Here is a 24205-nt window from a genome sequence, read left to right as displayed (position 1 = left end):
ATAATGTGTTACGTAAAATTTTTAGTTTCTGAGCTACAACTTCAGTTGGGTCGCTTCCTGTGAAGGAGCTCTGCTAACTGGTCGGGGTAGTGTGGTTTGTTAATTATATATTATCAAGGAGTTGATATGCTTTATAAGAAAACCAGAGTAAGTGTTATATTTTTTTCATTGATGGCTACCATGTCATTAGCCAGTTGTAGTCTGTTTCCTGACCCGCCTATGTACGTTCCACCCCCAAATGATGGTACGGTTGCAAAAGTTCGACTTCTAGGAAACCCACTGACCTATTCGATTAGTCAGAAAAAATCAAATGGTGAGTCTAGTGGTGGATATGTACAAAAGCATAGGCGTTTCCTAAATATTATTCCTGATAGTACGAAGTCAATAGGTATGCCTAAGTTACCACAAGGTGACTACAGTGATACTTATACTGAGGTTACGGTAACTCCAGGAATCAAAACAACAATTTCTCATAGAATTAGTAATCCAGATGGAGGGGGATGTAGCGTCAGTTTGGATTTCACTCCTAATGAAAAAGGGTTGTATGAGTTTAAATATAACTACTCAGACAAATCTGGATATTGTGTTTTATATGGGAATGAAATCAAGTACGACAGCATCAATGAAACTTATATTGAAGAGAAAATAAAATGAAAATGAGTAAGTGTCCAGTTATTTTTATGTTTTTTTTATTAGTGGGTTGTGCTTCTAATGTTGATAGAACAAAGGTTACAGCGCTTGACCAATATACAGAAAAAACAATCAAAGAATCTTTGATTGTTGGCTCAACAACAAAAAAAGATGTCATTAAACTCCTTGGTAGACCAAATTCTCCAGAAGATTATAACGGGCTTAATGTATGGTTTTATAATTCTAAAAAGACTGATAGAAGAGTAATTTTTTTAATTCCTGTTATCAATGATAGAAACCAAGTTTTGGAGCTAACATTTAATGATGCAAAGATCCTCAAGGATATGAAATATCAGGAACTAAAACAGTAAATAGCGTCTCACTGCATTATTCAGAGAAGAAAACAGGGTTCGGCACTGCCGAACCCTGTTTAGGTCACGGCACCTGCTGCTCCAGAGTCTGCCCATCCTTACTGGTAGCCTGCAACTGGCCCTTCAAAGACGCTTTAAACGGCCCATCGCTGTTGAGTAATCCCTTCAGCTGCAACTGCAGATTACCATCACCCTCCAGCGGCACATGCTGCCAACCCCATTGCTGCAAGGTATTCACTGGCACCGAGCGTCCGTTAAGGGACAGGGTGAATGGTTTACCTGGCAGTTGGCTGACGTTGGCCTTGGCATCCAACAGGCCATCGGGCATAAAGGCGCTCAGCTCGGTAACGTTGATCTGCTGTGCATCCGCATCCAACGCCAGCGATGGGCGGCGTACGTCGATCTTGTTAAAGGTGGCACCACCGGCGTTGAGTTTCAGCGAGCCGGACCAAATCCCCCACTGATGGTCACTGGCCAACAGCAGATTGCTGCCGTTACCATCCAGCGAGGTGAGCTGGAAGGGGAAATCCGGGTTGATATCGATGATCAGGTTACGGTTGGTGCTCATCTTGGCGACGTACACCTCCGCCAGCCAGCTTGGTAGCGGCTGTAACCAGAGTTCACGCCAGTTGCTGGGCAAGGTGTACTCCAACGCAGAGACGGCCACCTCGTCGAGTTGCAGGCGCTTGTTGGCGCGCAGCCAGTTGCCGGTGGTACGCAGCAATCCACCTTCCCAGCGGGTGCTGAACTGGCCAATGGCAATGCCCGCTGGCGAGAGTTGCATATCCATAATCGGATCGATGAGATGGAAGTTACCATTGATTAGGTCGTCGGCGGTGAAATTGATCGCGCCATCCTGACTACTCCAATCCCCCTGTTGGAAGGTGATATTTTGCATCGACAAATCGAGGTCGTTCGCCGCCCAGGCGTTACCTTCCAGGCGGGCGTTAATCAGATCGAAGCGTTTCAACGTAATGGGTGGCAACGCCGTGAAGCGGTCCCAGAACTGTTCTAGCGTCATTGGTACTTGTAGGCGGACGTTGCTTAGCCGCAACCGTTCAACCAACCAACTGCCATCGGCAGCTCGGCTGGCTACCCCGGTGAGATCGCCCTGTGCCAGATCGGCACCAAAGTCGCTCAATATCAGCTGGTTTTGTTTGATTTCGCCCTGGATCAACACCTGTGAGGCCGGAATACCGTTGACCACCATCGAACCGGCGCTGAACTGGAACTGATTGTTATCTCCGAGCAAATGGCCTGCCGTTGGCTGCCACGGGTTGATCCCGGCATTGACCTTCTGCGCGTTAAGCTGCCAGCTCTCATCGTTAGATTGCAGTGCCATATTGCTCAGTTGCAGCACATCGGCCTGTATTGGCAGCGGTGCGCCCTGCAAAGGCTGAACGTTTAGGGTACCGTCGCGCAGCGTGATGCTATCGAAATAGCGTGGCTCGGTAATTTGCCGCAGGCTGAAAGCCATATCCACCTGCTTGGCCGCCAAGAGTTGCGGTTGGTTGGCACGGGCGAGGGTTACGCCCTCCAGGCTGAGCTGTCCTGGTTTGCTCCACGAATGCGTTATTTTTTCTACCGACAGCTGGTAATCACCACGATCGCTGATCCAGTGACTCAACCAGCCTGCGGCCCAGCGGGTTTGCCCCACGACGTAGAGCAGCACAATGGCCAGCACTATCAGCAGCAGCAACGTGATCAATAGTTTTCCGATAAATTTCATCGTGTGGATCCGTAGCGGACAGAAAAGATACCCTGTTTATGCCGCAAATAGCCTTCCAGCTCAAGGGCAATGGCCTGAAAGACAATAAAAAAACGGCCAGTAGCGGTTTGCCAATGGCCGTTGGTTTGCTGCGGGGAGCGCTTATTTTTCTTCTGGTGGGAACAGCAGGTTCAGCACAATGGCGGTGATCCCACCGGCAGCGATACCGGAAGAAAGCAGGGTTTTCAGCCAGTCCGGTGCAAACTGCAAGATCAGCGGCTGTTGGGAAACCCCCATACCGACGGCCAGCGACAGCGCCATAATCATGATGGCGCGGCGGTTTAGCTTCTCGCGGGAAACGATACGCACGCCGGAGGCTGCAATAGTACCGAACATCACGATGGTCGCGCCGCCCAGCACCGGTTCAGGAATATGCTGCACAAAACCGGCAACGGCCGGGAACAGCCCCAGCAGGATCAGCATCAGTGCTACCACAAAACCGACGTAGCGGCTGGCAACGCCGGTCAGCTGGATCACCCCGTTGTTCTGGCCAAAGCAGGAGTTCGGGAAGGTGTTGAATACCGCAGACAGCATTGAGTTCAGGCCGTTGGCCAGCACCCCGCCTTTCAGGCGCTTCATATATAGCGGGCCACTGACCGGCTGTTCAGAAACGTCGGAGGTGGCGGTGATATCGCCGATGGTTTCTAGCGAAGTGACCATAAAGATCAGCATCAGCGGCAATAACAGGTTCCAGTCAAAACCCAGGCCGTAATACAGCGGGGTAGGAACGGTGATCAAGGTCGTTTGGGTAGCCGGTTCGGTTTCCGGCAGCATACCCATCGCCCAAGCTAGCAGATAACCTATGGCCATGGCGATCACCAACGAAGCGACGCGCAGGTAAGGGTTACGTTGGCGGTTAAGTAGAATAATCACCACCAGCACCGCGCCTGCCAGCAGCAGATTCTTGGGCGCGCCGAAGGTGTGATCGCCCATCGCCGCATAGCCACCACCGATAGAGGTCAGCCCGACCTGGATCAGCGACAGGCCGATAATCATCACCACAATGCCGGAGACCAGCGGGGTAATGATGCGGCGTGCCAGGTGCAGCACGCGTGACAGTAGGATTTCGGTACAAGAAGCCACCATCAATGTGCCGAACAGTGCGGCCATCATGGTGGGCACGTCTGCGCCGCCGTTTTTCAGCGCCAGCCCGCCCATAATCAGCGGTGAGACAAAGTTGAAGCTGGTGCCCTGAATGGACAGCAGGCCAGACCCCACCGGGCCCCAGGTTTTGATTTGCAGTATCGAGGCCAAACCGGAAGCGAACAGCGACATGCTGATGATGTGTTGCGTATCCTGCGCTGGCAGGCCAAGCGCCTGGCAGATCAACAGGGCCGGGGTGATCACGGCAACAAACATCGCCAGCAAGTGCTGACTGGCGGCAAACAGCGTTTGCGGCAGTGGCGGGCGGTCTTCCAGGCGGTAAATCAGTTCACTATTGTGTGAAACGGGGGCTGATGCTTTTTGCGCGGCATCAAGCTCGGCGGTTTGGCTGGACATGGTGTGGCTTTCCCAAAGGCGGCAAAGAAGGCATTTTAATGATCTGTCTCACAAAAGCAAACGGTTGCGCATTAATATTTTTTACGATGCTGAACCCATTAATGTCGCATTTTCGTTCATTTTTTCTTGTGTTATTAGCCGTTTTTACTTTTAATCCCCCCTTCATCAAGTTAAAAAACTGAGTAAATTTTATAACTTATTAATTTATTGGATTTAATCACTACACGGAGTAGCTAGATGTTTCATCTCGATACTTACGGCACGTTAGTTGCCGCTACGCTGGTCCTGCTGCTTGGGGGCAAATGCGTACGCTCCATTCCTCTGCTGAGAAAATATACTATTCCTGCTCCTGTTGCCGGTGGTTTACTGGTGGCGCTCCTGCTCTTGGTTTTGAAGAAAACGGTGAACTGGGAAGTCGGCTTTGATATGTCGCTGAAAGACCCATTAATGCTGGCCTTCTTTGCCACTATCGGCCTGAATGCCAACCTGGCGCGCCTGCGGGCGGGGGGCAAGGCACTGGTCGTGTTCCTGTTCGTGGTGCTGGGTCTGCTGTTGGTACAGAATGCCATCGGTATCGGCATGGCGAAAATGCTGGGCCTGGATCCATTAATGGGGTTGATTGCGGGCTCGATTACGCTTTCTGGTGGGCATGGCACCGGGGCGGCCTGGAGCAAGGTGTTCATCGAGCGCTATGGGTTTGAAAATGCCACCGAAGTGGCCATGGCCTGTGCCACCTTTGGTCTGGTGTTGGGTGGCCTGATTGGTGGCCCAGTGGCTCGCTATCTGGTGAAACACTCCTCAACGCCGGAAGGCACACCGGATGACAGCGTGCAGCCGAGCGGCTTTGAGAAGCCGGAAAGTGGCCGCCTGATCACCTCGCTGGTGATGATCGAAACCATCGCCATGATCGCCATCTGCCTGAGCCTCGGTAACTTTATTGCCGGGTTATTGAATGGCACGGCCTTCGAACTGCCGACTTTTGTCTGCGTGCTGTTTGTTGGCGTGATCCTCAGCAACACCCTGTCGGCAACGGGCTTCTACCAGGTGTTTGAGCGTGCGGTCTCCGTACTGGGTAACGTGAGCCTGTCGCTGTTCCTGGCGATGGCGTTGATGAGCCTGCGCCTGTGGGAGCTGGCTTCGCTGGCCTTGCCAATGCTGGCTATCCTGGCGGTGCAGACGCTGGTTATGGCGTTGTATGCCATCTTCGTGACCTATCGCGTGATGGGGAAAAACTACGATGCTGCCGTGCTGGCTGCGGGGCACTGCGGTTTTGGCATGGGGGCGACGCCAACGGCCATTGCCAACATGCAGGCGATCACCGATCGTTTCGGCCCTTCGCATCTGGCATTTTTGGTGGTGCCGATGGTGGGCGCGTTCTTTATCGATATCGCTAACGCCATCGTGATCAAGCTGTACCTGATGTTGCCGGTGTTCCCGGCGATCGGCTGAATCATCAAGTAGTGGCAGCCCCTCTTCAGGGGCTGTTTTTTATGCGTGCCTCGAACAGCTTTAGAAATTGAGCCTGTGTTCTGCCTACGATGTATACCTTCAATAGCGTTAACCCCACTGCTTATTTAGCCATTTCTCCGTTTGAATATCCCTTCATTATTTTTGAATGACTCAAGCAAATTTACTTGGTAATTTTTTTGTATCGTCTGCTCTACTATATAAATTCAAAAGGAAGTTATCGTATATATAGAGTTAAATGATAAGGAAGATGGAAGGTACCTTTATGAAAAATGAACATCATGTATTAAAAGCAAGCATTGCCTCTCTGTTTATATTAAGCCTTGCCGTGAGTGCAGCAGCAAATAAACCTGATGATTTCTCTTCAATGTCCGATTCCCATGCTGAACAACGCATCAATAAGAGTTTGGAGGAGTTTAAAGCAGAAAGGAAAACTGTCGAAAAAAATCTGCAAAACTTTGATGATCTGGACTTTAATGTCTACAGCCATCAAAAGTGGGATGAAATGCACAGAAGTCATGCAGAGGATATCATTGTTCATTATCCAGATGGTTCGGTGACCCACAATCTAAAAGAACACTTAGAGAAATCCAAGAAGATTTTCGCTTTTGCCCCTGACACCGAGAACCCTATACACCATATACGTATCGGCCAGGATAAGTACACGGCGGTCACCGGCGTATGGCGAGGAACGTTCACCAAACCAATGATACTGTCAGACGGTACGGTTATCCAACCCACAGGTAAACGTTTTGAGATAGAGATGGCCACCATAGGCCGTTGGAATGACAAAGGCACCATGGATGAAGAGTGGCTGTTCTATGACGATTACACCTTTATGAAGCAATTAGGGTTGTTGAAATAATATGTAGAGTCACCTTTAATTATTAATATTACAAAAGCTGGTGCTCCTGATGGGGCACTCTTTTGTATGTTAGTTAAGATTACAAGGGGTACAATTTCTGTATTGATCCAATAATAATATTATTGTTCGTTTTTTGAATATAATGGCTAGACATAACAATAAAGACAAGTTTGGCGTAGGGTAATTCTCCATTTTTCCAAGCGGGCTCCGGTATAGGCCCCCTCTTTCATTAGGGGGAAGATGCTTAAGCGTTTGAGTAGCGAGCCGTTTCTGGTAACCAGCGCTCAATTAAGGCATGTGCATGCTGCGGATACTGCTGGTGAATATGGCGTGCTACGCGCTGGACTTCGGGGATCATGGCCTGATCGCGTAACAAATCGGCCACTTTAAACTCTGCACTGCCGGTTTGGCGCGTTCCCAATAGCTCACCCGGCCCACGGATCTCCAAATCTTGCTGGGCAATAACAAAGCCGTCGTTACTGTCGCGCAGCACCTGCAGGCGTTTTTGGGCGGTTTTGCTGAGCGGGGTTTTATACAGCAGCACGCAGTGAGAGGCTACCGCACCACGGCCAACCCGGCCACGCAGCTGATGCAACTGGGCCAAACCAAGCCGCTCTGGGTTTTCAATGATCATCAGGCTGGCGTTTGGTACATCAACGCCCACTTCAATCACCGTGGTGGCTACCAGCAATTGCAGTTCACCCTGTTTGAAGGCCTGCATTACCGCCTGTTTCTCCGCTGACTTCATGCGGCCATGCACCAGCGCCACCTTCAGTTCCGGCAGTGCAATCTTCAATTCTTCCCAGGTTGCCTCTGCGGCCTGGGCTTCCAGTAAATCAGACTCTTCGATCAGCGTGCAGACCCAATAGGCCTGGCGACCTTCTTCGATACAGGCGCTTTTTACCCGCTGGATGATATCGGCCCGGCGCGTATCGGGGATCGCCACCGTTGTCACCGGCGTACGGCCCGGCGGCAATTCATCGATCACCGAGGTGTCCAGATCGGCGTAGGCGGTCATCGCCAGCGTGCGCGGGATTGGCGTGGCGGTCATGATCAACTGATGAGCATGGAATCCTTGTTCTTCGCCTTTCTCCCACAGCGCCAGCCGCTGATGCACACCAAAGCGGTGTTGTTCATCGATAATCACCAGGGCCAGGCCATTAAACTGCACCTGCTCCTGGAAAATGGCGTGCGTCCCGACCACCATCGACACCTGACCGCTGGCAATGGCTTCCTGTTGGGCGAGGCGTGCTTTGCCCTTTTGCTTGCCAGCCAACCAACCCACCTCAATCCCCAAGGGTTCAAACCACTGGCGGAAGTTATTGGCGTGTTGTTCGGCGAGTAATTCGGTGGGGGCCATCAGCGCCACCTGTTTGCCGTGAGCAATGACGCGTAGTGCGGCCAGGGCAGCAACCAGAGTTTTACCTGAGCCGACGTCGCCCTGTACCAGGCGCATCATCGGGAAACCTTTTTGCAAGTCCGCTTCAATATCTGCCACAACCCGAGTCTGAGCACCGGTAGGAGAGAAGGGGAGCTGGTCCAGGAAGCGGTTTTTCAGCCGATCGTCAGGCGTTAGCGATAATGCCCGGTAGCTTTGCGCACCGGCACGGACGGCCAACATGCTGAGGTTATGCGCCAGCAGCTCTTCAAGGATTAGGCGTTTCTGTGCCGGGTGCTTGCCCTGTTCCAAATCAGCCAGTTGGATATCCGGCGGTGGACGGTGCAGCATATGCAGCGCCTGTGGCAGGCTCATCAAACCGCCGCTTAATTCTGGTGGCAGCAGCTCGGCAATCGCACAGGTATCCAGCAATTCCAGCGCCTGATCGGTCAACTTGCGCAGCGTGGCTTGGCGGATCCCTTCGGTGGTGGGATACACCGGCGTCAGGGCTTCTTGTAGCTCGACCTCACTGTTTTCCCCCTGGACACGGTATTCCGGGTGGATAATTTCTGCTCCGTGGGTGCCGCGTTTGACTTCGCCATAGGCCGTTACGTGGCGGCCAGTAGCCAGGCTGTTCTTCATCGCCGCGTTGAAGTTGAAGAAGCGCATAGTCAGGATGCCGGTGCCGTCGCTGATCTGGCAGGTGAGCATGCGGCGGCGGCCAAAACTGATATCGCTGCGCAGCACTTCCCCTTCCACCGTGGCAAAAATGCCCGGCAGCAGATCGTTGATTGGGTAGAGGCGGGTACGGTCTTCGTAACGTAACGGGAGGTGCAGCAGCAGATCCTGGATGGTATTCAGGCCAATTTTGGCCAGTTTCCCCGCTTGGCTGGCTCCAACCCCGGAAAGAGTAGTGAGTGGGACGGCATCCAGCAGGCGGCCTTTCATCGGCGTACCGTCGTTGCCTGCATGGCTGCCCACCATTCGGCGTCGGCAACCACTTGGCCTTGATCGTCAATCTGCGGGCGCGGCAGCTTTTTGCGCTTGGCCACGTTGGCTAACACCGGATAGCCGCCTTCAAACAGCAGGCGTTGCTGTTCCTGCCCATCTAACGCGCTGAGATCGCGGCGATACATACCGGCGTTTTGCCGCTGGCGTTGGGCCTCATACAGGATCAGTGCCGCAGCGACAGAGACGTTCAGCGACTGCACCATACCGATCATCGGAATGATAATGTCCTGATCGGCGAGGGCTAGCGCCTCTTCGGTGATGCCGGTTTTTTCCTGCCCCAGCAGTATGCAGGTAGGGCGGGTATAGTCTATTTCGCGAAAATCGACGGCGCGGGCAGAAAGGTGAGTTGCCAGGATCTGCATCCCTTGGCCTTTCAGATGCGTGACCGCATCGGCGATGGTGGGGTGGGTTTTGACACTCACCCAGCTATTGCTGCCCGCAGCGGAGGAGACCAGGGTACGCATCCGTGGAGTAGGCCACACGGCATGCACCTGATGTACGCCGACGGCATCGGCGGTACGGATAATCGCGGAGACGTTATGCGGTTTGTGAACCTGTTCCAGGCAGACCGTCAGATCGGGCTGCCGGGTAGCCAGCATTTCACAAATCCGCGCATAGCGTTCGGGGCTCATAGGCGCTAGTTTCGGTTACGGTTAACTTTAATCACATCCGGCATGATACGGATCTTACGCATAATATTTGCCAGGTGGATGCGATCGCGGGTGGTCAGGCGGATAAAGGCGCTGTAGACCCGGCCATCTTTCTCTTCGGTATTCAGGCTTTGAATATTCGATTCGGCCGCGTTAATCGCCGCCGTGAGGTTGGCCAACGCACCCTGATGGTTGAACATGTCCACTTTGATTTCCGCAATGAACTCCTGCTCGGTTTCCATATCCCACTCGACCGCCATGAATTTCTCTGGCTCTTTCTGGTAGCCGCGGATATTACGACAGGATTCATGGTGAACCACCAGGCCCTTGCCCGGGCTGACATGGGCAATAATCGGGTCGCCTGGAATTGGGCGGCAACACTTGGCAAAGGTGATCAGGACGCCATCGGCGCCTTTGATAGCCAGGTTGCGCACGCCGTTCGAGGAGCCCAGGCTGGACTGATCGCCCTGCAGGTTCTTCGCGACTACCACGCTCATGGCGTTACCGAGGCCGATTTCTGCCAGCAGATCGTCCAGCGTGGCCAGCTTCATGCGATCCAGCTCATGCTGGATATTCTCTGGCGGCACTTCCGAAAGTTTGCGGCTGCCCCCGAGTGCATGGTTGAGCAAACGGCGGCCGAGGCTGACGGAATCATCGCGCTTGAGGTTTTTCAACATCTGGCGGATCTTGGCGCGGGCTTTGGAGCTCACCACAAAGTTCAGCCAGGCGGCATTTGGCCGGGCACCCGGAGCGGTGATGATCTCTACCGTCTGGCCACTGGCTAAAGCTTGTGACAACGGATGCGGCTGGCGATCGACACGTGCGCCAACGCAGGCGTGGCCGATATCGGTATGCACGGCGTAGGCAAAGTCGACCGGTGTAGCGCCGGCTGGCAGTTCGACAATACGGCCTTCCGGGGTGAAAACGTAAATCTCATCGGGGAACAGATCGGATTTTACGCTTTCAATAAATTCAAATGAGCTACCGGCGCTTTGTTGCAGCTCCAGCAGGCTCTGCATCCAGCGCTGGGCGCGGATCTGTGCGGTGGTGCCGCCGGTTTCGCCCTGTTCCTTTTCTTTATAGGCCCAGTGCGCGGCGACCCCCATTTCGGCCATCTGATCCATATCTTCGGTACGGATCTGTACCTCAACTGGCACGCCGTGCGGGCCGATCAGTGAGGTATGCAGCGATTGATAGCCGTTGGCCTTGGGAATGGCGATATAGTCTTTTACCCGGCCCGGGCGCGGCTTATACAGGCTGTGTGCCTGGCCCAGCACCCGGTAGCAGGTATCCACTTCTTTGACGATCACCCGGAACGCGTAAATATCCATGATGGAATGGAAGCGCTGTTCTTTCAGATGCATCTTGCAGTAGATGGAGTAGAGGTGCTTTTCCCGCCCGCTGACGCGGCAGGGGATACCCGCTTCGGTCAAACGACCTTCGATCTCGGAGAGGATTTTCTGGATCATCTCCTTACGGTTACCGCGCGCGGCTTTCACCACTTCTTTGATGACGCGGTAGCGGTTCGGGTAAAGCGCTTCAAAACCCAGCTCTTCCAGCTCGGTTTTCAGATGATGAATACCCAGTCGGTGGGCCAATGGGCTATAGATTTCCAGGGTTTCACGGGCGATACGCCGCCGTTTGTCTGGGCGCAGCGAGCCAAGCGTTCGCATATTGTGGGTGCGGTCCGCCAGCTTGATCAGCACGACGCGGATATCCTGCACCATCGCCATGATCATCTTGCGGAAGTTCTCCGCCTGCGCTTCTTTCTTATCCTGGAACTTTAATTTGTCTAGTTTGGATACGCCCTCAACCAGTTCGGCAACGCTTTTGCCAAACAGTTGTTCCATATCCTGATAGGTGGCCGGGGTGTCTTCGATGACGTCGTGCAGCAGGGCTGCCATCAGCGTCTCATGATCGAGACGCATTTCCGCCAGAATACAGGCCACGGCAACCGGGTGAGTAATGTAGGGCTCACCACTGGAGCGTGTCTGTCCCTCGTGAGCATCACGTGCGACGAGGTATGCCTGTTTGAGGCGCTTAATCTGCTCCTCAGGCAAGTAACGTTGAATCAGCAGATTCAGGCTTTCAAACAGGTACAAGGCAGACTCACAGTCTAATTAACGACGACCTTCAGCAATCGCGGTAACCGCCTGGATCTCTGCGGCTTCCTGCTCTTGCTGCTCCTGGCGCTCACGAACATCGAGGATCTGGCTGTTGATCAGGCCTTCTTCGATTTCGCGCAGAGCGATAACGGTGTACTTATCATTCTCTTCAGGTACCAGTGCATCCTTACCACCGGTCTGGATTTGACGTGCCCGACGAGCAGCGACCAACACCAGGTCAAAACGGTTACCAATTTTCTCTACAGCGTCTTGAACAGTTACGCGTGCCATATTTGTGCTACTCCACAGGTGACGAAAAGACTGGGCATAATACTGAAACTGTCTTCAGTCTGCCAATAGTTTGCTGATTAAAGCATCATGCCGCAGCATTTGACGGCCCAAACGCAAGCGTTCGGCGCGAATAATGGTCTTCAGATCGGACAGGGCCAGATCGAAATCGTCATTCACGATTAAATAATCATACTCCGCGAAGTGCGTCATCTCCGCGACGGCCTGCGCCATGCGCTTGGCGATCACGTCATCCGCATCTTGCCCACGGCCACGCAGGCGGCGGCCAAGCTCTTCCTTCGACGGCGGCAGAATAAAGATGCTGCGCGCCTGGGGCATTTTGGCACGGATCTGCTGTGCGCCCTGCCAGTCGATATCCAGGAAGACGTCAACGCCGGTCGACAGTACCTGCTCGATGGCCGCGCGGGACGTGCCGTAATAGTTGCCGAACACTTCTGCGTGCTCAAGAAACGCATCCTGCTCAATCATCCGGCGGAATTCGTCTTTGGAGACGAAAAAGTAGTGCTCGCCGTGATTTTCACCCGGGCGGCTATCGCGCGTGGTGTGTGAAACCGAAACCTGCGTATCGTACAGCGGTTGCGTCTTTAACAAAGCCTGAATCAGACTTGATTTCCCTGCGCCACTTGGGGCAGAGACAATATAAAGCGTGCCTTGAGCCATGATGATGTTCGTTGCTAGCGGTTGATGAGTCAGTGACAGCGGATGTGTAAATTCTCCGCACAGTATACACGGCTAACGGGCGGTATGCAGCGTTAGCTCGCATTTTGGCCGTCGCTTTCTGCTAAAAACAGCGTGAAAAAGTCAATTTGCACGGCGGATCGGGAAATTTTTGCCGTTTTCAGCAAATACGCATTCCTTTTGGGAAGCGTTTCGCACCTCCGGTTTTTGACGTTAGCCAGCAAAGGCGATTGAGTATTTACTGCCGGGAAGCAAGGAGGTACTCAATGTGGAGAGGTATTTATCGGGCGCTTGTGTTGGTTGGAATGCTGTGTAGCACGGCATGGGCTGGAGACTGTCCAGTGTGGTCGCCAGAGCGCTTACAGGTGGAAATTTTTGCGCTGGATGATCAACTCGGGCGCTGGGATGAGGCTTATTATCGCCTGGGCAACAGCCCGATCGACGATGAACTCTACGACAGCCTGCTGCAGCAACTGCAAGATTGGCGGCGTTGTGTCGGTGTAGCAGAAGACGGTACGCGGCCATTGCCAGCGGGCAAAGTACCGCATCCGGTGGCGCACACCGGATTGCGTAAACTGCGCAACTCGCGTGCCATAGAACAATGGATGCAGGGCCGCCACGATCTGTGGGTGCAACCCAAGGTTGATGGTGTGGCGGTCACTTTGGTCTACCGGCAAGGCGTATTGGTGAACGCCATTAGCCGGGGAGATGGGGAGAAGGGTGAAAACTGGCTGGAAAAGGTCAAGGCGATCCCCGCTATCCCCAACGTTTTAGCGGAGGTTACGGCCAATTTGGTACTGCAAGGGGAGCTGTTCCTGATGGTGAACGATCATCACCAGCAAACCCAAGGGGGCATTAATGCCCGCTCCAAGGTTGCCGGGATGCTGATGCGTAATCCGCGCACTGCGCAACTTGAGCAGCTTGGCCTGTTCGTCTGGGCGTGGCCCGATGGCCCGCCAACCATGGCCGAACGCTTGCAACAGCTTGCCGCCATGGGTTTTACGCTGCCGCAGCAATATTCACAACCGGTCACCACGTTGGCTGAGGTGGAGCAGTGGCGGGCAGCTTGGTACAGCGGCCCTTTGCCGTTTGTCACCGATGGCGTGGTGATCCACCAAGGGCAAGAACCTCGGGGGCGCTACTGGCAGGCCAAACCCAATGACTGGGCGGTTGCCTGGAAATATACCCCGGTCCAGCAAGTGGCCAGAGTCACGGATGTTGAATTTGCCATTGGTCGCACTGGCAAAATTGCCGTGATGCTACGCCTGGAGCCGGTGCGTATGGACGATAAATGGATCCGGAGGGTGAACGTGGGCTCGCTGGCCCTGTGGCAAAAATGGGACATCGTGCCAGGCGATCATATTGCGATTAGCCTGATGGGGCATGGCATCCCGCATTTGAAACAGGTGGTCTGGCGTGAAGTTGCCAGGGCGACACCCATTGCGCCAAAACCGGAGGATTATCATGCTTTGAGCTGCTTTACCTTGCAGCCCGGATGCCGCCAGCAGTTTCTGGCGCGGTTGGTTTGGTTGAGCAGCTCCAATGGGCTGAATATCACCGGGTTGAATAAAGCTGGCTGGCAGGTGCTGATCGATCAGGGATTGGTGAATAACCTGCTGGATTGGTTGGAATTAACCCCAGAACAGCTCAGCGCGGTGCCCAGCCTGGGGGCGAAGCGTGCGCAGGCGCTTTATCGTCAATTTCGGCTGGCGCGGCAGCAACCTTTCGAGCGTTGGCCGATCGCCCTCGGCGTGCCAATTTCGTCATCACAGCTGGCAACGTTACAAAATTGGCCGCAGGTACAACAGATGACGTTGGCACAGTGGCAGGAACTTGCTGGCTTGGGTGCGCAAAAAGCCAGAAAAGTGCAGGAATTTGTGCAACACCCTGCCTTTCTGGCACTGGTTCAAACCTTGCAGCAGCACCATATCAGCGGCTTCGATGCGGTTCCCGATCGTGCCGAACCGCTTGGCGATGCGTTCGCGAATTAATGATCGGGATGCTGATAGTTAAACACCGGTAAGCCAAGGCGAAAGCGCAGTGCGATCAGACGAGCGCTGAGGCCAGCGACCAGGGTAATAATTATCACCATGTTATGCGGCAAGTTAAGATATTGCAGGCCGATATACAGCCAGGCAGCGGCAAAAGCGATGCCTGCATAGATTTCCTTCTGGAAAACCAGCGGGATACGGTTGCAGAACATATCGCGCAGCACCCCGCCGAAAACGCCGGTGATCACGGCGGCAATGGCTGCGATCAGTGGGGCATGGCCCATATCCAAAGCCACCTGCGCGCCGATGATCGAAAATACGATCAGCCCAATGGCGTCCAACACCAGGAACAGATGGCGCAGGTGGCGCATCAGCGGAGCCATCCAGGTGGTGATAATTGCCGCTATGGCTATGATAACAATATACTCAGGGTGTTTAACCCAGCTCAGCGGGAAGTGCCCAAGCAGCATATCACGCACCGAGCCCCCGCCAATGGCGGTAGCGGAGGCGATAAAAATCACGCCAAACAAATCCATTTGGCGGCGGCCTGCGGCTAACGCGCCGGTCATGGCTTCTGCGGTGATGCCGATGATATAAAGAATGCTCAGTAACATAGGGAATTCACAGGGTCGGAGGGCTAGAGTGTCAACGCCGGAGGGTAACGAGCCTGGTGGCAACGCACCACTGAGTTTTTTTGTTGGTGTCGCTTTCGAATTACTTTACCTAATGCTAAATAGGTGATTTTTGCTTACTACTAGTCTCTAGTGCTACTTGTGATTTTTACAGCACATTAGAAATTTATCGTTAGTGTCTGTTGATGATTATTTAAGGAATATGAAAGCGAGATGAAAAACACCCCGATATTGGCAGTCGCCGTCGCCATAACCTTGCTGTTGAGCGGCTGCGTAGCGCCAGTGCAACAGGCGTCACCGTTAAAACCAGAAGCAACGTGCAGCATCGGCGAGCCGATGACTCAAACCACGCTCTATTTTGGTTTGAATCGCCCGGCAGGGCCGGTAATTACGGCGGTTGAATGGCAGACCTTTGTCGATCAGCAGGTAACCCCGCGTTTTAAAGATGGGTTATCGGTCTTTGATGCCAAAGGGCAATGGCTGGGGAACGATGGCAAGCTGGCACGGGAAAACAGCAAGGCGTTGATGTTGATCCATAGCCCTGATGCGGGCAGTGAGCAAAACATTGAGGCGCTGCGCACTCACTATAAACAACAGTTTGCCCAAGACTCGGTGATGCGTGTCGATGCGCCGGTGTGCGTCGCGTTCTAATGAATACCCGGCTTGCCGCAACTACAGCAAGCCGGGCTATTGTTTTTACAGCACCAGCCCGGCAACCGCTGCCGAAAGCAGGCTAACCAGCGTGGAACCGTAAACCAGCTTCAGGCCGAAGCGGGAAACCACGTTGCCCTGGCGTTCGTTTAATCCCTTGATGGCCCCGGCAACAATGCCGATGGAAGCAAAGTTGGCGAAGGACACCAGGAACACCGAGAGGATCCCCAAACCACGTGGGGACAGCTCTGCCGCGATTTTTTTCAGTTCAATCATCGCCACAAATTCATTGGCGACCAGCTTGGTGGCCATAATGCTGCCAGCCCGAAGCGCATCAGGCGCCGGAATGCCGATTAGCCAGGCTAGCGGGTAGAACACGTAACCCAGGATCTGCTGGAAACTGATGCCAAAAATGGCAGCAAAAATGGCGTTCACGGCGGCGATCAGGGCGATAAAGCCGATCAGCATGGCGGCAATGATCATCGCAATTTTGAAACCCGCGAGAATATATTCCCCCAACATTTCAAAGAAGCTCTGCTCTTCATGCAGTTTATTCAGCTTGAGTTCCGGCTCGTCGTCTACCTGATAAGGATTGATGATCGAGAGAATGATAAAGGTGCTGAACATATTGAGGATTAACGCGGCCACTACGTATTGTGCGTCGATCATCGCCATATAGGCACCCACGATCGACATCGAAACCGTCGACATCGCGGTGGCGGCCATGGTGTACATCCGGCGTGGGGAGATATCCGCAATGATGCCCTTATAGGCAATAAAGTTTTCCGACTGGCCCAGCACCAACGTGCTGACGGCGTTGAAGGACTCCAGCTTGCCCATGCCGTTCACTTTTGAAAGCAAAGTGCCCACAACGCGGATCACCAACGGCAAGATGCGGAAATGCTGCAAAATACCGATCAATGCAGAGATAAAGATAATCGGGCACAACACGCCGAGGAAGATAAAGGCCAGCCCCTGGTTGCTCATGCCACCGAAAACAAAGTCAGAGCCTTGTGCTGCAAAGGCCAGCAGGATGCCAAAGAAATCGGCCACATGCTTGATAACGCCCAGTCCGCTGGCTGAATGCAGGAAGAAATAGGCCAGTGCGGCTTCAATCACCAGCAACTGAATAATATAACGTGGGCGGATTTTCCTGCGGTCATTACTGACCAATAACGCGAGAACGACAATCACCACCAAGGCTAAAATAAATTGCAAAATTTGCGACATAAACAATCCGAACGGCATACAGGCTAGGAAAGCGCTATTTAGCCACAGCCCGTGGTGCCTTTCATTACCCCGCATGACGATTAGAACAAAATACTTTGGTCGAGAGTTATGCGTTCAGATTATTGCTGGCCATCGGCGGCCAGCAGCGTTTCATCGTGAAATTGCCCCTATAACAATAGTGGGTTAAGCGTTATTTCGCCTGGCCCAGCACGTTACCCTCCCAGCCCTGTTGGGCATAGTCGTTAAGATGGGCGATCTTACGCACCGGCTGCCCTTGGCTGAAGTTGATGTCATGCAGCGGAACCCAAACCTGCGAGGCCGCAAAGGCGGACTTGAAGTGATACTCCGCATGGCTCAGATCCGAAATCGCCGTCCAGTAAGTCCCGATGCCTTTGTTCTGGTCCGGGCGCTTGCTGTATTTGGCATACATGTCGGTGACCTTTTGTTCGCTTGGCTCAGCCGGTGAACCGATCGGATAAGCCACGTTATTAAGCACCGATAAGATAAAGCCCTGTGCCTGGTTTTTATTGTCCGGCTGCGGCAGGTTTTTCAAATCATAGCTGGCGCGCACCAGGCGCTCATCCGCTTCCAAGCCACCAGGGATCTCGCTGCGCTTGGCATTCTGATACTTGGCCAGGTTCTGGAGTTGTTTATCGTAAGACGGGGGATTGGTCATCACCCGATAATTTTTGTCGTGATAGATATTCACTTTACCGTTATCGATCTCAATGATGGCCGAATCACCGCTAACGTCCTCGAGCGCGATGTGTTTGGTGTCTGAAGCGTAATCGATAGGCATATGGGCGGCGGCCAGGCGTACGTCGCTACGGATGGCTTTAACCGCATCATCAACGGTGGCGTAATTATCCAGGATATAGCTCAACCAGGCGCGGCTTTCGATCACCGGCTTGTCCTGATTGTCCTGCTGCACCTGGCTGCCGTTCATATAAAACAGCGTATGGCCCGCTAGCCCCTTTTCATTCATGCCGTCCATTGGGAACACGCCATCGGCGTAAACCACGACGCTGCCGTAGTGGGTTTGCCATTGGGCGGCATTCTTCGCATCCCCGCCGTTATGCGCAATACCGCGTGGTGTGATCACCAGTGAGGGATCTACCGGCCCGAAGAAATCCAGATTGCGTGCGCTGACCATATAGCCTGGGTACATATTCATAAAGGCGCGGGTGCAGGCTTGCGCCCCGGTTGCCAGGCTGGCGCTAAGTGCGGCACCTACCAGTAGGGCTGATACGCTGTGTGTGAACTTTTTCATGGTTATTTTCCTTACCTGAATGAGGTGAACAAAATAATGGTAAGCCCGCGAACTCATATCGTAGAGTGGATGAACGGGGGGAAATCCCCCGCAATTTTGTGGAGGAGAGATGGGGAAGATAGGTTTTTCGTTGGCGCAGATTGAAGCTTTCGCCAGCGTTTGCGAGACCGGCAATCTCACTCAGGCCGCCAAGCGGCTGGGGAAGGATCGCACCACCGTCAGTGAACTGATCGAAAATCTGGAATTGGATCTGGGCTATTCTCTGTGCGATCGCCGTACCCGCCCATTGCAATTGACCGAGGCGGGCCAGCGCCTTTACCGGCAAGCTCGGCTGTTTTTGCAGGAGGCAGAGGCCCTTAGCCTGCTGGCTCAGCATATTCCGCAGCAGGTGCGGCAGAAACTGACGCTGTGCTATGACCCGTTTACTCCGCGCGCTTTTTTAACGGAACTGGCGATGTTTTTGGGCCAGCGTGGCATTCAGCTTGATTTGCTGATGATGGAGCGTGGCGAGGGTGAGCAGGCGTTGGCAGACGATGTGGCGGATATTGGCGTTTATCAGGCGATCAACCGTTCGATTGGCGAAAAATTTAAGTGGCGAGCCTTAGGGGCCATTGAGCTGGCCGTCTATGCTCGCGAGGGTTTTTTCCCCGTGGGTAGCCCGGTCACCTTGCTGTCGCTGGCATCCAGCACCCAACTTATTCCCTTTTATGATCTGCCCGAGCCGATGGCGAAGCGCCTGCAAATCGCCGATCGCATCCAGGTCGTCAATGAACCGGCTTTGCTGCAAACGTTGTTAACCGCCGGGCTGGGATGGGCATTCCTGCCAACGCATCTGAACATGCAGCACTTGCCGCAGGTTGAGCGGCTCGATACGGAATTGGGGAAACAAGGGTTGATGCACCCGATGGTGGCACTGTGGAAGCCTGGGGCCAATAGCGAGTTGCTGAGCCTGATCGAAAGCATGCAGCAGATCTTTGATGGTTCAGTGGTCGCTTGAGGAGAGAGTCGCCCCTTCATGCGAAGGGGCGAATTTCAACGGGTTACTGCTCGTCTTTTTGCTCTTCAGCCTCGACCTTACGGTACCAGCGCGGGTGATGCTTCTTCGCCCAGCGGCGGCTGACCTTGCCTTCAATCATGCCTTTGATCGAGCCTTTCACCCAGAATGCCATATACATATGGATCAGAATGGCGTGGATCAGCACGATCGCCGATGCAGCGTGGATCAACAGCGCATAGCGGATCACCGGGATCGGGAAGTTGTGGGCGAAATAAGGGCGCCAAATGATAATACCGGTGATCAACAGCACGAAAATCATGCTCATGATGCTCCAGAACATCATCTTCTGGCCGGCATTATATTTGCCGACGTCAGCGACCTTATGCTCATTACCCTTCAGCACTTCCACGATGCCTTTGACCCACGGCAAGTCCTCTTTCTCGGGAATGTTATGCTTCACAAAACGGAAGAACATAAACATCAGCGCGATAAAGATCAGTACACCAAAGAAAGGATGCAGGATGCGGCCCATCTGCGGCGTACCAAAGGTCTCGGTCAGCCATTGCAGCGTGGGGAAGAACAGCGCAATGCCGGACAGCGACACCAGAAAGAAGCAGATGACCACCGTCCAGTGACAGGCCCGGTCGATAAACTTGGTGCGAACGATCATTTTACTTTTGCTCATGATGGTCCTCCTCGTCTTCATCATCCACTTCCTTGTTCGGGCCAATGCCGATGTAGTGGTAAATCAAACCGGCAAAGGTGGCGATGAAACCCGCCACGGATAAGGGTTTGAGTACGCTTTTCCACAACCCGATCGACAGATCGATATGCGGGTCTTTTGGCAGATTGTGGTACAGCTCGGGGTTATCGGCATGGTGCAGTACGTACATCACGTGGGTGCCGCCAACGCCTTGCGGGTTATACACGCCCGCATGCTCAAAGCCGCGTTTCTTCAGCTTTTCGACCCTCTCCTGTGCCACGTCCAGCATTTCTGCCTTGGTGCCAAAGTGGATTGCGCCCGTTGGGCAAGTCTTCACACAGGCCGGTTCCTGGCCCACGCTGACGCGGTCAACGCACAGGGTACATTTGTACGCCCGGTTGTCTTGCGGGTTCAGCCGTGGAATGTTGAACGGGCAGCCGCTGATGCAGTAACCACAACCGATGCAGTGCTCGGACTGAAAATCCACGATGCCGTTGGCATATTGGATAATCGCCCCGGCAGACGGGCAGGCCTTCAGGCAACCCGGATCTGCGCAGTGCATGCAGCCATCCTTGCGGATCAGCCATTCCAGCTTGCCGTTCTGCTCCACTTCCGAGAAACGCATCAGCGTCCAGGATTTGGCACTCAGATCGGCGGGGTTGTCATAAACCCCAACGCAGTGTCCTACTTCATCGCGAATATCGTTCCATTCGGAACAGGCCACCTGACAGGCCTTGCAACCGATGCACGTGGAAACGTCAATCAGCTTGGCGACCTCGGCCTTGTAATCACGCGCTTGCGGAGGCGGCGTCAGGGTGTTGGTGGCCGAACGTTTGATAATGTCTTGGGATTGCATGGACATAAATTCGGCTCCTTACACCTTTTCCACGTTAACCAGAAACGCCTTGTATTCCGGCGTTTGCGAGTTGGCATCGCCAACAAACGGCGTCAGGGTGTTGGCCAGATAACCTTTGCGGGCTGCCCCTTCAAAGCCCCAATGCAGTGGAATACCGATGGTGTCGACATCCTGCCCGTTAACCTTCAGGGTTTGCAGACGGCGGGTCACCACGGCTTTCGCCTTGATAAAGCCGCGTTTGCTACTGACCTTGACGGTATCGCCTTGCTCAATCCCTTTCTCCTTCGCCAGCCGTTCACTGATTTCCACGAACTGTTCCGGCTGCATGATCGCGTTAAGGCGCGCGTGCTTGGTCCAGGTGTGGAAATGCTCGGTCAGACGATAGGTGGTACCGACGTAAGGGAACTCGGATTTATCACCCATGCGCTTGGCATCGGACGGATAGAGACGGGCCGCCGGGTTAGAGATCACGTTTGGATGCAGTGGGTTGGTGCCCAATGGCGTTTCAAACGGCTCGTAATGTTCCGGGAACGGCCCTTCGGCCATTTTGTCGAGGGCAAACAGCCTGCCAAGCCCTTCCGGTTGCATGATGAACGGCCCAACGCCGCTGCCCGGTGCGGCGGTGTTGTAGTCTGGAATATCATTCCCGACCCACTTGCTACCGTTCCATTCAATCAGCATGCGTTGCGGATCCCAAGGTTTACCCATTGGGTCGGCGGAGGCGCGGTTGTAGATAATGCGGCGGTTCAGTGGCCATGCCCAGGCCCAGCCCAGCGTGTTGCCCAACCCTGACGGATCGCTGTTATCACGGTTGGCCATCTGGTTGCCCTTGCTGGTCCAACTGCCGGTATAGATCCAACAGGCTGAAGCCGTGCTGCCGTCATCGCGCAGCATTGCGAAGGAGTCCAGCAACTGGCCTTTTTTCGCCAGCAGGTTGCCGTTGGCGTCATACAGATCTTCCAGCGCGTAGCCGTTGCTGTCTTTGGCCACTTCCTCGGATTCAGGGTGATCTGGCCGTTCATAGTGCCAGCCCATTTTCAGTAACGGTTCGACACCTTTACCGCCTTCGCTGCCGTACATCTGGCGCAGGCGATGGTACAGACCGGCCAGGATCTCGCCGTCGGTAATCGCTTCACCTGGGGCATCGCCACCTTTCCAGTGCCATTGCAGCCAGCGGCCGGAGTTGGCGATCGAGCCGTCTTCTTCGGCAAAGCAGGTGGATGGTAGCCGGAACACTTCGGTTTGGATCGACGCGGTATCGACATCGTTCATCTCACCGTGGTTCTGCCAGAAATTGGAAGTTTCCGTAACCAACGGGTCGATGATCACCAGATACTTCAGCTTGGCCAGTGAGGCGACCACCTGATTCTTATCCGGGAAGGAGGCGACCGGGTTAAAGCCCTGGCAGATATAGCCGTTGACCTTATTCTGATCCATCATCTGGAAGTACTTCATGACGTCGTAGGACTGATCCCACTTCGGCAACCAATCAAAGCCCCAGTTATTCTCTTTCTGGGCAGCGTCGCCGTAGAAGCTCTTCATCAGGCTGACGAAGAATTTCGGGTAATTGCTCCAGTAGTTAACCTGGCCAGGTAAGGTAGCTTTTGGCGTATTGGCGGTCAGATAGGTGGTCAGATCGGTCTGTTTATCCGAAGGCAACGTCAGGTACCCCGGCAGGCTGGTGGACAGCAGGCCAATATCGGTTAACCCCTGAATGTTGGAGTGACCGCGCAGGGCGTTGATGCCGCCGCCCGCCATGCCCATGTTGCCGAGCAGCAGCTGGATCATCGCCATGGTACGGATGTTCTGCGCGCCAACCGTGTGCTGGGTCCAACCCAGGGCATACAGGAAGGTGGTGGTACGGTCTGCTGCGCTGGTGGAGGCCAGGACTTCACACACCTTCAGGAAATCTTCCTTCGGGGTGCCGCAGATGTTTTCCACCACTTCAGGCGTGTAGCGGCTGACGTGTGCTTTCAGCAGGTTCCAGACGCAACGCGGATGCTGGAGCGTATCATCACGCAAGGCATAGCCATCTTCACCAAACTGGTAGTTCCAGGTGGTTTTGTCGTACTGACGTTTGTTGTCGTCATAACCGCTGAACAACCCGTCTTCAAACGTAAAGTCATCCCGGACCAACAGGTTGGCGTTGGTGTAATGCTTCACGTATTCAGCGTTGATCTTGTTGTTGGAAATCAGGTACAGCAACACGCCCGACAGGAAGGTAATGTCGGTGCCGGAGCGGATCGGCGCGTAGATATCGGCGACCGATGCGGTACGGGTAAAGCGGGGATCGACGACGATTAACGTGGCGTCGTTGTTGTTTTTGGCTTCCATCGCCCAGCGGAATCCCACCGGATGCGCTTCAGCGGCGTTGCCGCCCATCACCATCACAACGTTGGCGTTTTTGATATCAACCCAGTGGTTGGTCATCGCACCGCGACCAAATGTTGGAGCAAGACTTGCTACCGTTGGTCCGTGTCAGACACGCGCTTGGTTATCAACTGCCAGCATGCCCAGCGATCGGACAAACTTTTGTGTCAGCATGCCGGTTTCGTTACTGGCCGCAGAGGCGCATAACATCCCGGTAGAGAGCCAACGGTTTACCGTCACGCCAGCGGCGTTGGTGGCTTCGAAGTTGGCATCCCGGTCATTTTTCATCAGCCTGGCAATGCGGTCAAAGGCATCATTCCAGCTGATGCGCTGCCATTTATCTGAACCAGGCGCACGATACTCTGGGTAACGCAGGCGGCTATCGCTGTGGATATAGTCCAGCAGGCCCGCGCCTTTCGGGCACAGCGCCCCGCGGTTTACCGGGTGATCCGCGTCGCCTTCGATATGGAAAATCGTCGATTTGGCGTTTTTTGCCCCATCGCCCAGGCTATACATCAATAAACCGCAGCCTACGGAACAGTAGGTACAGGTGTTGCGGGTTTCTTTGGCGCGCAATAATTTGTAGTTGCGCGTTTCCGCTAACGCAGCCTTGGGCGCGAAGCCTAATGCTGCCACCGTGGTCCCAGCCATCCCGCCAGCGCAGATTTTAAAAAACTGTCTGCGATTGACGTCCATTGCTTTCCCTAATGCTTATCAGTGGTTTTTTAGTCATGGCAAACTAACAGCAATAACCCAAGCGTTATTGAGGGAAA

General features: G+C 54.0%; 20 protein-coding genes. 7 read left to right on the top strand and 13 right to left on the bottom strand.

Annotated features, from left to right (window positions below; translation table 11 throughout):
* The first annotated feature begins 126 nt into the window (after positions 1-126).
* Positions 127-654, top strand: a complete 528-nt coding sequence (locus KGP16_RS26105) for a hypothetical protein (RefSeq protein ID WP_223500553.1) — start codon at positions 127-129, stop codon at positions 652-654.
* Positions 651-1001, top strand: a complete 351-nt coding sequence (bamE, locus tag KGP16_RS26100; RefSeq protein WP_209523655.1) for an outer membrane protein assembly factor BamE — start codon at positions 651-653, stop codon at positions 999-1001. Before KGP16_RS26105 ends, bamE begins: the two co-directional genes overlap by 4 nt.
* Before the next feature lie 64 nt (positions 1002-1065).
* On the opposite strand, the gene KGP16_RS26095 is transcribed toward bamE, so the two are convergent.
* Entirely contained in the window at positions 1066-2730 is a 1665-nt protein-coding gene (locus KGP16_RS26095; protein ID WP_209555071.1) for an AsmA family protein, read from the bottom strand.
* 141 nt (positions 2731-2871) lie between these two features.
* Entirely contained in the window at positions 2872-4269 is a 1398-nt protein-coding gene (locus KGP16_RS26090; RefSeq protein WP_024527836.1) for an NCS2 family protein, read from the bottom strand.
* Between the two features lie 237 nt (positions 4270-4506).
* Here KGP16_RS26090 and gltS point away from each other — a divergent pair, with 237 nt between their 5' ends.
* A complete protein-coding gene (gltS, locus tag KGP16_RS26085; RefSeq protein ID WP_094981549.1) occupies positions 4507-5718 on the top strand; it encodes a sodium/glutamate symporter in 1212 nt (403 codons plus the stop codon).
* Between the two features lie 283 nt (positions 5719-6001).
* Positions 6002-6601, top strand: a complete 600-nt coding sequence (locus KGP16_RS26080) for an ester cyclase (protein ID WP_059201926.1) — start codon at positions 6002-6004, stop codon at positions 6599-6601.
* A gap of 244 nt (positions 6602-6845) precedes the next feature.
* Here the strand turns inward: KGP16_RS26080 and recG are convergent, their stop codons facing one another.
* From recG to gmk, 5 genes are read right to left on the bottom strand one after another with little or no spacing between them, the layout of a single operon-like run.
* On the bottom strand, positions 6846-8927 hold the full coding sequence (recG, locus tag KGP16_RS26075; protein ID WP_209523663.1) for an ATP-dependent DNA helicase RecG: 2082 nt from the start codon (positions 8925-8927) through the stop codon (positions 6846-6848).
* On the bottom strand, positions 8924-9622 hold the full coding sequence (gene trmH, locus KGP16_RS26070) for a tRNA (guanosine(18)-2'-O)-methyltransferase TrmH (protein ID WP_223500552.1): 699 nt from the start codon (positions 9620-9622) through the stop codon (positions 8924-8926). Before trmH ends, recG begins: the two co-directional genes overlap by 4 nt.
* Positions 9623-9627: 5 nt before the next feature.
* The gene (spoT, locus tag KGP16_RS26065) at positions 9628-11742 is read right to left on the bottom strand and encodes a bifunctional GTP diphosphokinase/guanosine-3',5'-bis pyrophosphate 3'-pyrophosphohydrolase (RefSeq protein ID WP_024482946.1); all 2115 of its coding nucleotides are present in this window, start codon (positions 11740-11742) and stop codon (positions 9628-9630) included.
* 18 nt (positions 11743-11760) lie between these two features.
* Positions 11761-12036: a DNA-directed RNA polymerase subunit omega gene (gene rpoZ, locus KGP16_RS26060; RefSeq protein ID WP_024482945.1), complete on the bottom strand. Its 276-nt coding sequence runs from the start codon at positions 12034-12036 to the stop codon at positions 11761-11763.
* A 54-nt stretch (positions 12037-12090) separates the two neighbouring features.
* Positions 12091-12714, bottom strand: coding sequence for a guanylate kinase (gene gmk, locus KGP16_RS26055; protein WP_024482944.1), 624 nt, complete (start codon positions 12712-12714; stop codon positions 12091-12093).
* A 284-nt stretch (positions 12715-12998) separates the two neighbouring features.
* Between gmk and ligB the strand changes: the two genes are divergently transcribed.
* Positions 12999-14723, top strand: a complete 1725-nt coding sequence (gene ligB / locus KGP16_RS26050) for an NAD-dependent DNA ligase LigB (protein WP_223500551.1) — start codon at positions 12999-13001, stop codon at positions 14721-14723.
* On the opposite strand, the gene KGP16_RS26045 is transcribed toward ligB, so the two are convergent.
* The gene (locus KGP16_RS26045; protein WP_024527839.1) at positions 14720-15337 is read right to left on the bottom strand and encodes a trimeric intracellular cation channel family protein; all 618 of its coding nucleotides are present in this window, start codon (positions 15335-15337) and stop codon (positions 14720-14722) included. The two genes, ligB and KGP16_RS26045, sit on opposite strands and share 4 nt — an antisense overlap.
* A gap of 231 nt (positions 15338-15568) precedes the next feature.
* Between KGP16_RS26045 and KGP16_RS26040 the strand changes: the two genes are divergently transcribed.
* A complete protein-coding gene (locus tag KGP16_RS26040; RefSeq protein ID WP_071683772.1) occupies positions 15569-16006 on the top strand; it encodes a DUF3574 domain-containing protein in 438 nt (145 codons plus the stop codon).
* 45 nt (positions 16007-16051) lie between these two features.
* Here KGP16_RS26040 and KGP16_RS26035 read toward each other — a convergent pair whose 3' ends face one another.
* Complete coding sequence (locus KGP16_RS26035) at positions 16052-17236, bottom strand: NupC/NupG family nucleoside CNT transporter (RefSeq protein ID WP_071683771.1); 1185 nt, start codon at positions 17234-17236, stop codon at positions 16052-16054.
* 190 nt (positions 17237-17426) lie between these two features.
* Positions 17427-18506, bottom strand: coding sequence for a linear amide C-N hydrolase (locus KGP16_RS26030; RefSeq protein WP_223500550.1), 1080 nt, complete (start codon positions 18504-18506; stop codon positions 17427-17429).
* A gap of 109 nt (positions 18507-18615) precedes the next feature.
* On the opposite strand from KGP16_RS26030, the gene KGP16_RS26025 reads away from it, so the two are divergent.
* A complete protein-coding gene (locus tag KGP16_RS26025; RefSeq protein WP_223500549.1) occupies positions 18616-19503 on the top strand; it encodes a LysR family transcriptional regulator in 888 nt (295 codons plus the stop codon).
* Positions 19504-19546: 43 nt separating this feature from the next.
* Here KGP16_RS26025 and fdnI read toward each other — a convergent pair whose 3' ends face one another.
* From fdnI to fdnG, 3 genes are read right to left on the bottom strand one after another with little or no spacing between them, the layout of a single operon-like run.
* Positions 19547-20188 (bottom strand): formate dehydrogenase-N subunit gamma, encoded by a 642-nt coding sequence (gene fdnI / locus KGP16_RS26020; RefSeq protein WP_024482937.1) that lies wholly within the window; start codon positions 20186-20188, stop codon positions 19547-19549.
* Positions 20175-21068, bottom strand: coding sequence for a formate dehydrogenase subunit beta (gene fdxH, locus KGP16_RS26015; RefSeq protein ID WP_115159582.1), 894 nt, complete (start codon positions 21066-21068; stop codon positions 20175-20177). The genes fdnI and fdxH overlap by 14 nt, the downstream gene beginning before the upstream one ends.
* Positions 21069-21080: 12 nt before the next feature.
* A complete protein-coding gene (gene fdnG / locus KGP16_RS26010) occupies positions 21081-24128 on the bottom strand; it encodes a formate dehydrogenase-N subunit alpha (RefSeq protein ID WP_223500547.1) in 3048 nt (1015 codons plus the stop codon).
* Positions 24129-24205 lie beyond the last annotated feature (77 nt).

The organism is Serratia sp. JSRIV006 (assembly GCF_019968685.1).
GTDB classification, from domain to species: domain Bacteria; phylum Pseudomonadota; class Gammaproteobacteria; order Enterobacterales; family Enterobacteriaceae; genus Chania; species Chania fonticola_B.
The sequence above is the reverse complement of the archived record's forward strand: the minus strand, read 5'-3'. Positions and strand labels throughout refer to the sequence as shown.

What these genes read in the sequence shown, in the direction of transcription:
- bamE (WP_209523655.1), top strand. Translation starts at nt 651, where the DNA reads ATGAAAATGAGTAAGTGTCCAGTTATTTTTATGTTTTTTTTATTAGTG.
- gmk (WP_024482944.1), bottom strand. Translation starts at nt 12,714, where the DNA reads ATGGCTCAAGGCACGCTTTATATTGTCTCTGCCCCAAGTGGCGCAGGG.
- KGP16_RS26045 (WP_024527839.1), bottom strand. Translation starts at nt 15,337, where the DNA reads ATGTTACTGAGCATTCTTTATATCATCGGCATCACCGCAGAAGCCATG.
- rpoZ (WP_024482945.1), bottom strand. Translation starts at nt 12,036, where the DNA reads ATGGCACGCGTAACTGTTCAAGACGCTGTAGAGAAAATTGGTAACCGT.
- KGP16_RS26095 (WP_209555071.1), bottom strand. Translation starts at nt 2,730, where the DNA reads ATGAAATTTATCGGAAAACTATTGATCACGTTGCTGCTGCTGATAGTG.
- gltS (WP_094981549.1), top strand. Translation starts at nt 4,507, where the DNA reads ATGTTTCATCTCGATACTTACGGCACGTTAGTTGCCGCTACGCTGGTC.
- KGP16_RS26090 (WP_024527836.1), bottom strand. Translation starts at nt 4,269, where the DNA reads ATGTCCAGCCAAACCGCCGAGCTTGATGCCGCGCAAAAAGCATCAGCC.
- KGP16_RS26030 (WP_223500550.1), bottom strand. Translation starts at nt 18,506, where the DNA reads ATGAAAAAGTTCACACACAGCGTATCAGCCCTACTGGTAGGTGCCGCA.
- KGP16_RS26040 (WP_071683772.1), top strand. Translation starts at nt 15,569, where the DNA reads ATGAAAAACACCCCGATATTGGCAGTCGCCGTCGCCATAACCTTGCTG.
- ligB (WP_223500551.1), top strand. Translation starts at nt 12,999, where the DNA reads ATGTGGAGAGGTATTTATCGGGCGCTTGTGTTGGTTGGAATGCTGTGT.
- fdnI (WP_024482937.1), bottom strand. Translation starts at nt 20,188, where the DNA reads ATGAGCAAAAGTAAAATGATCGTTCGCACCAAGTTTATCGACCGGGCC.
- KGP16_RS26105 (WP_223500553.1), top strand. Translation starts at nt 127, where the DNA reads ATGCTTTATAAGAAAACCAGAGTAAGTGTTATATTTTTTTCATTGATG.
- KGP16_RS26035 (WP_071683771.1), bottom strand. Translation starts at nt 17,236, where the DNA reads ATGTCGCAAATTTTGCAATTTATTTTAGCCTTGGTGGTGATTGTCGTT.
- KGP16_RS26080 (WP_059201926.1), top strand. Translation starts at nt 6,002, where the DNA reads ATGAAAAATGAACATCATGTATTAAAAGCAAGCATTGCCTCTCTGTTT.
- trmH (WP_223500552.1), bottom strand. Translation starts at nt 9,622, where the DNA reads ATGAGCCCCGAACGCTATGCGCGGATTTGTGAAATGCTGGCTACCCGG.
- fdxH (WP_115159582.1), bottom strand. Translation starts at nt 21,068, where the DNA reads ATGTCCATGCAATCCCAAGACATTATCAAACGTTCGGCCACCAACACC.
- recG (WP_209523663.1), bottom strand. Translation starts at nt 8,927, where the DNA reads ATGAAAGGCCGCCTGCTGGATGCCGTCCCACTCACTACTCTTTCCGGG.
- KGP16_RS26025 (WP_223500549.1), top strand. Translation starts at nt 18,616, where the DNA reads ATGGGGAAGATAGGTTTTTCGTTGGCGCAGATTGAAGCTTTCGCCAGC.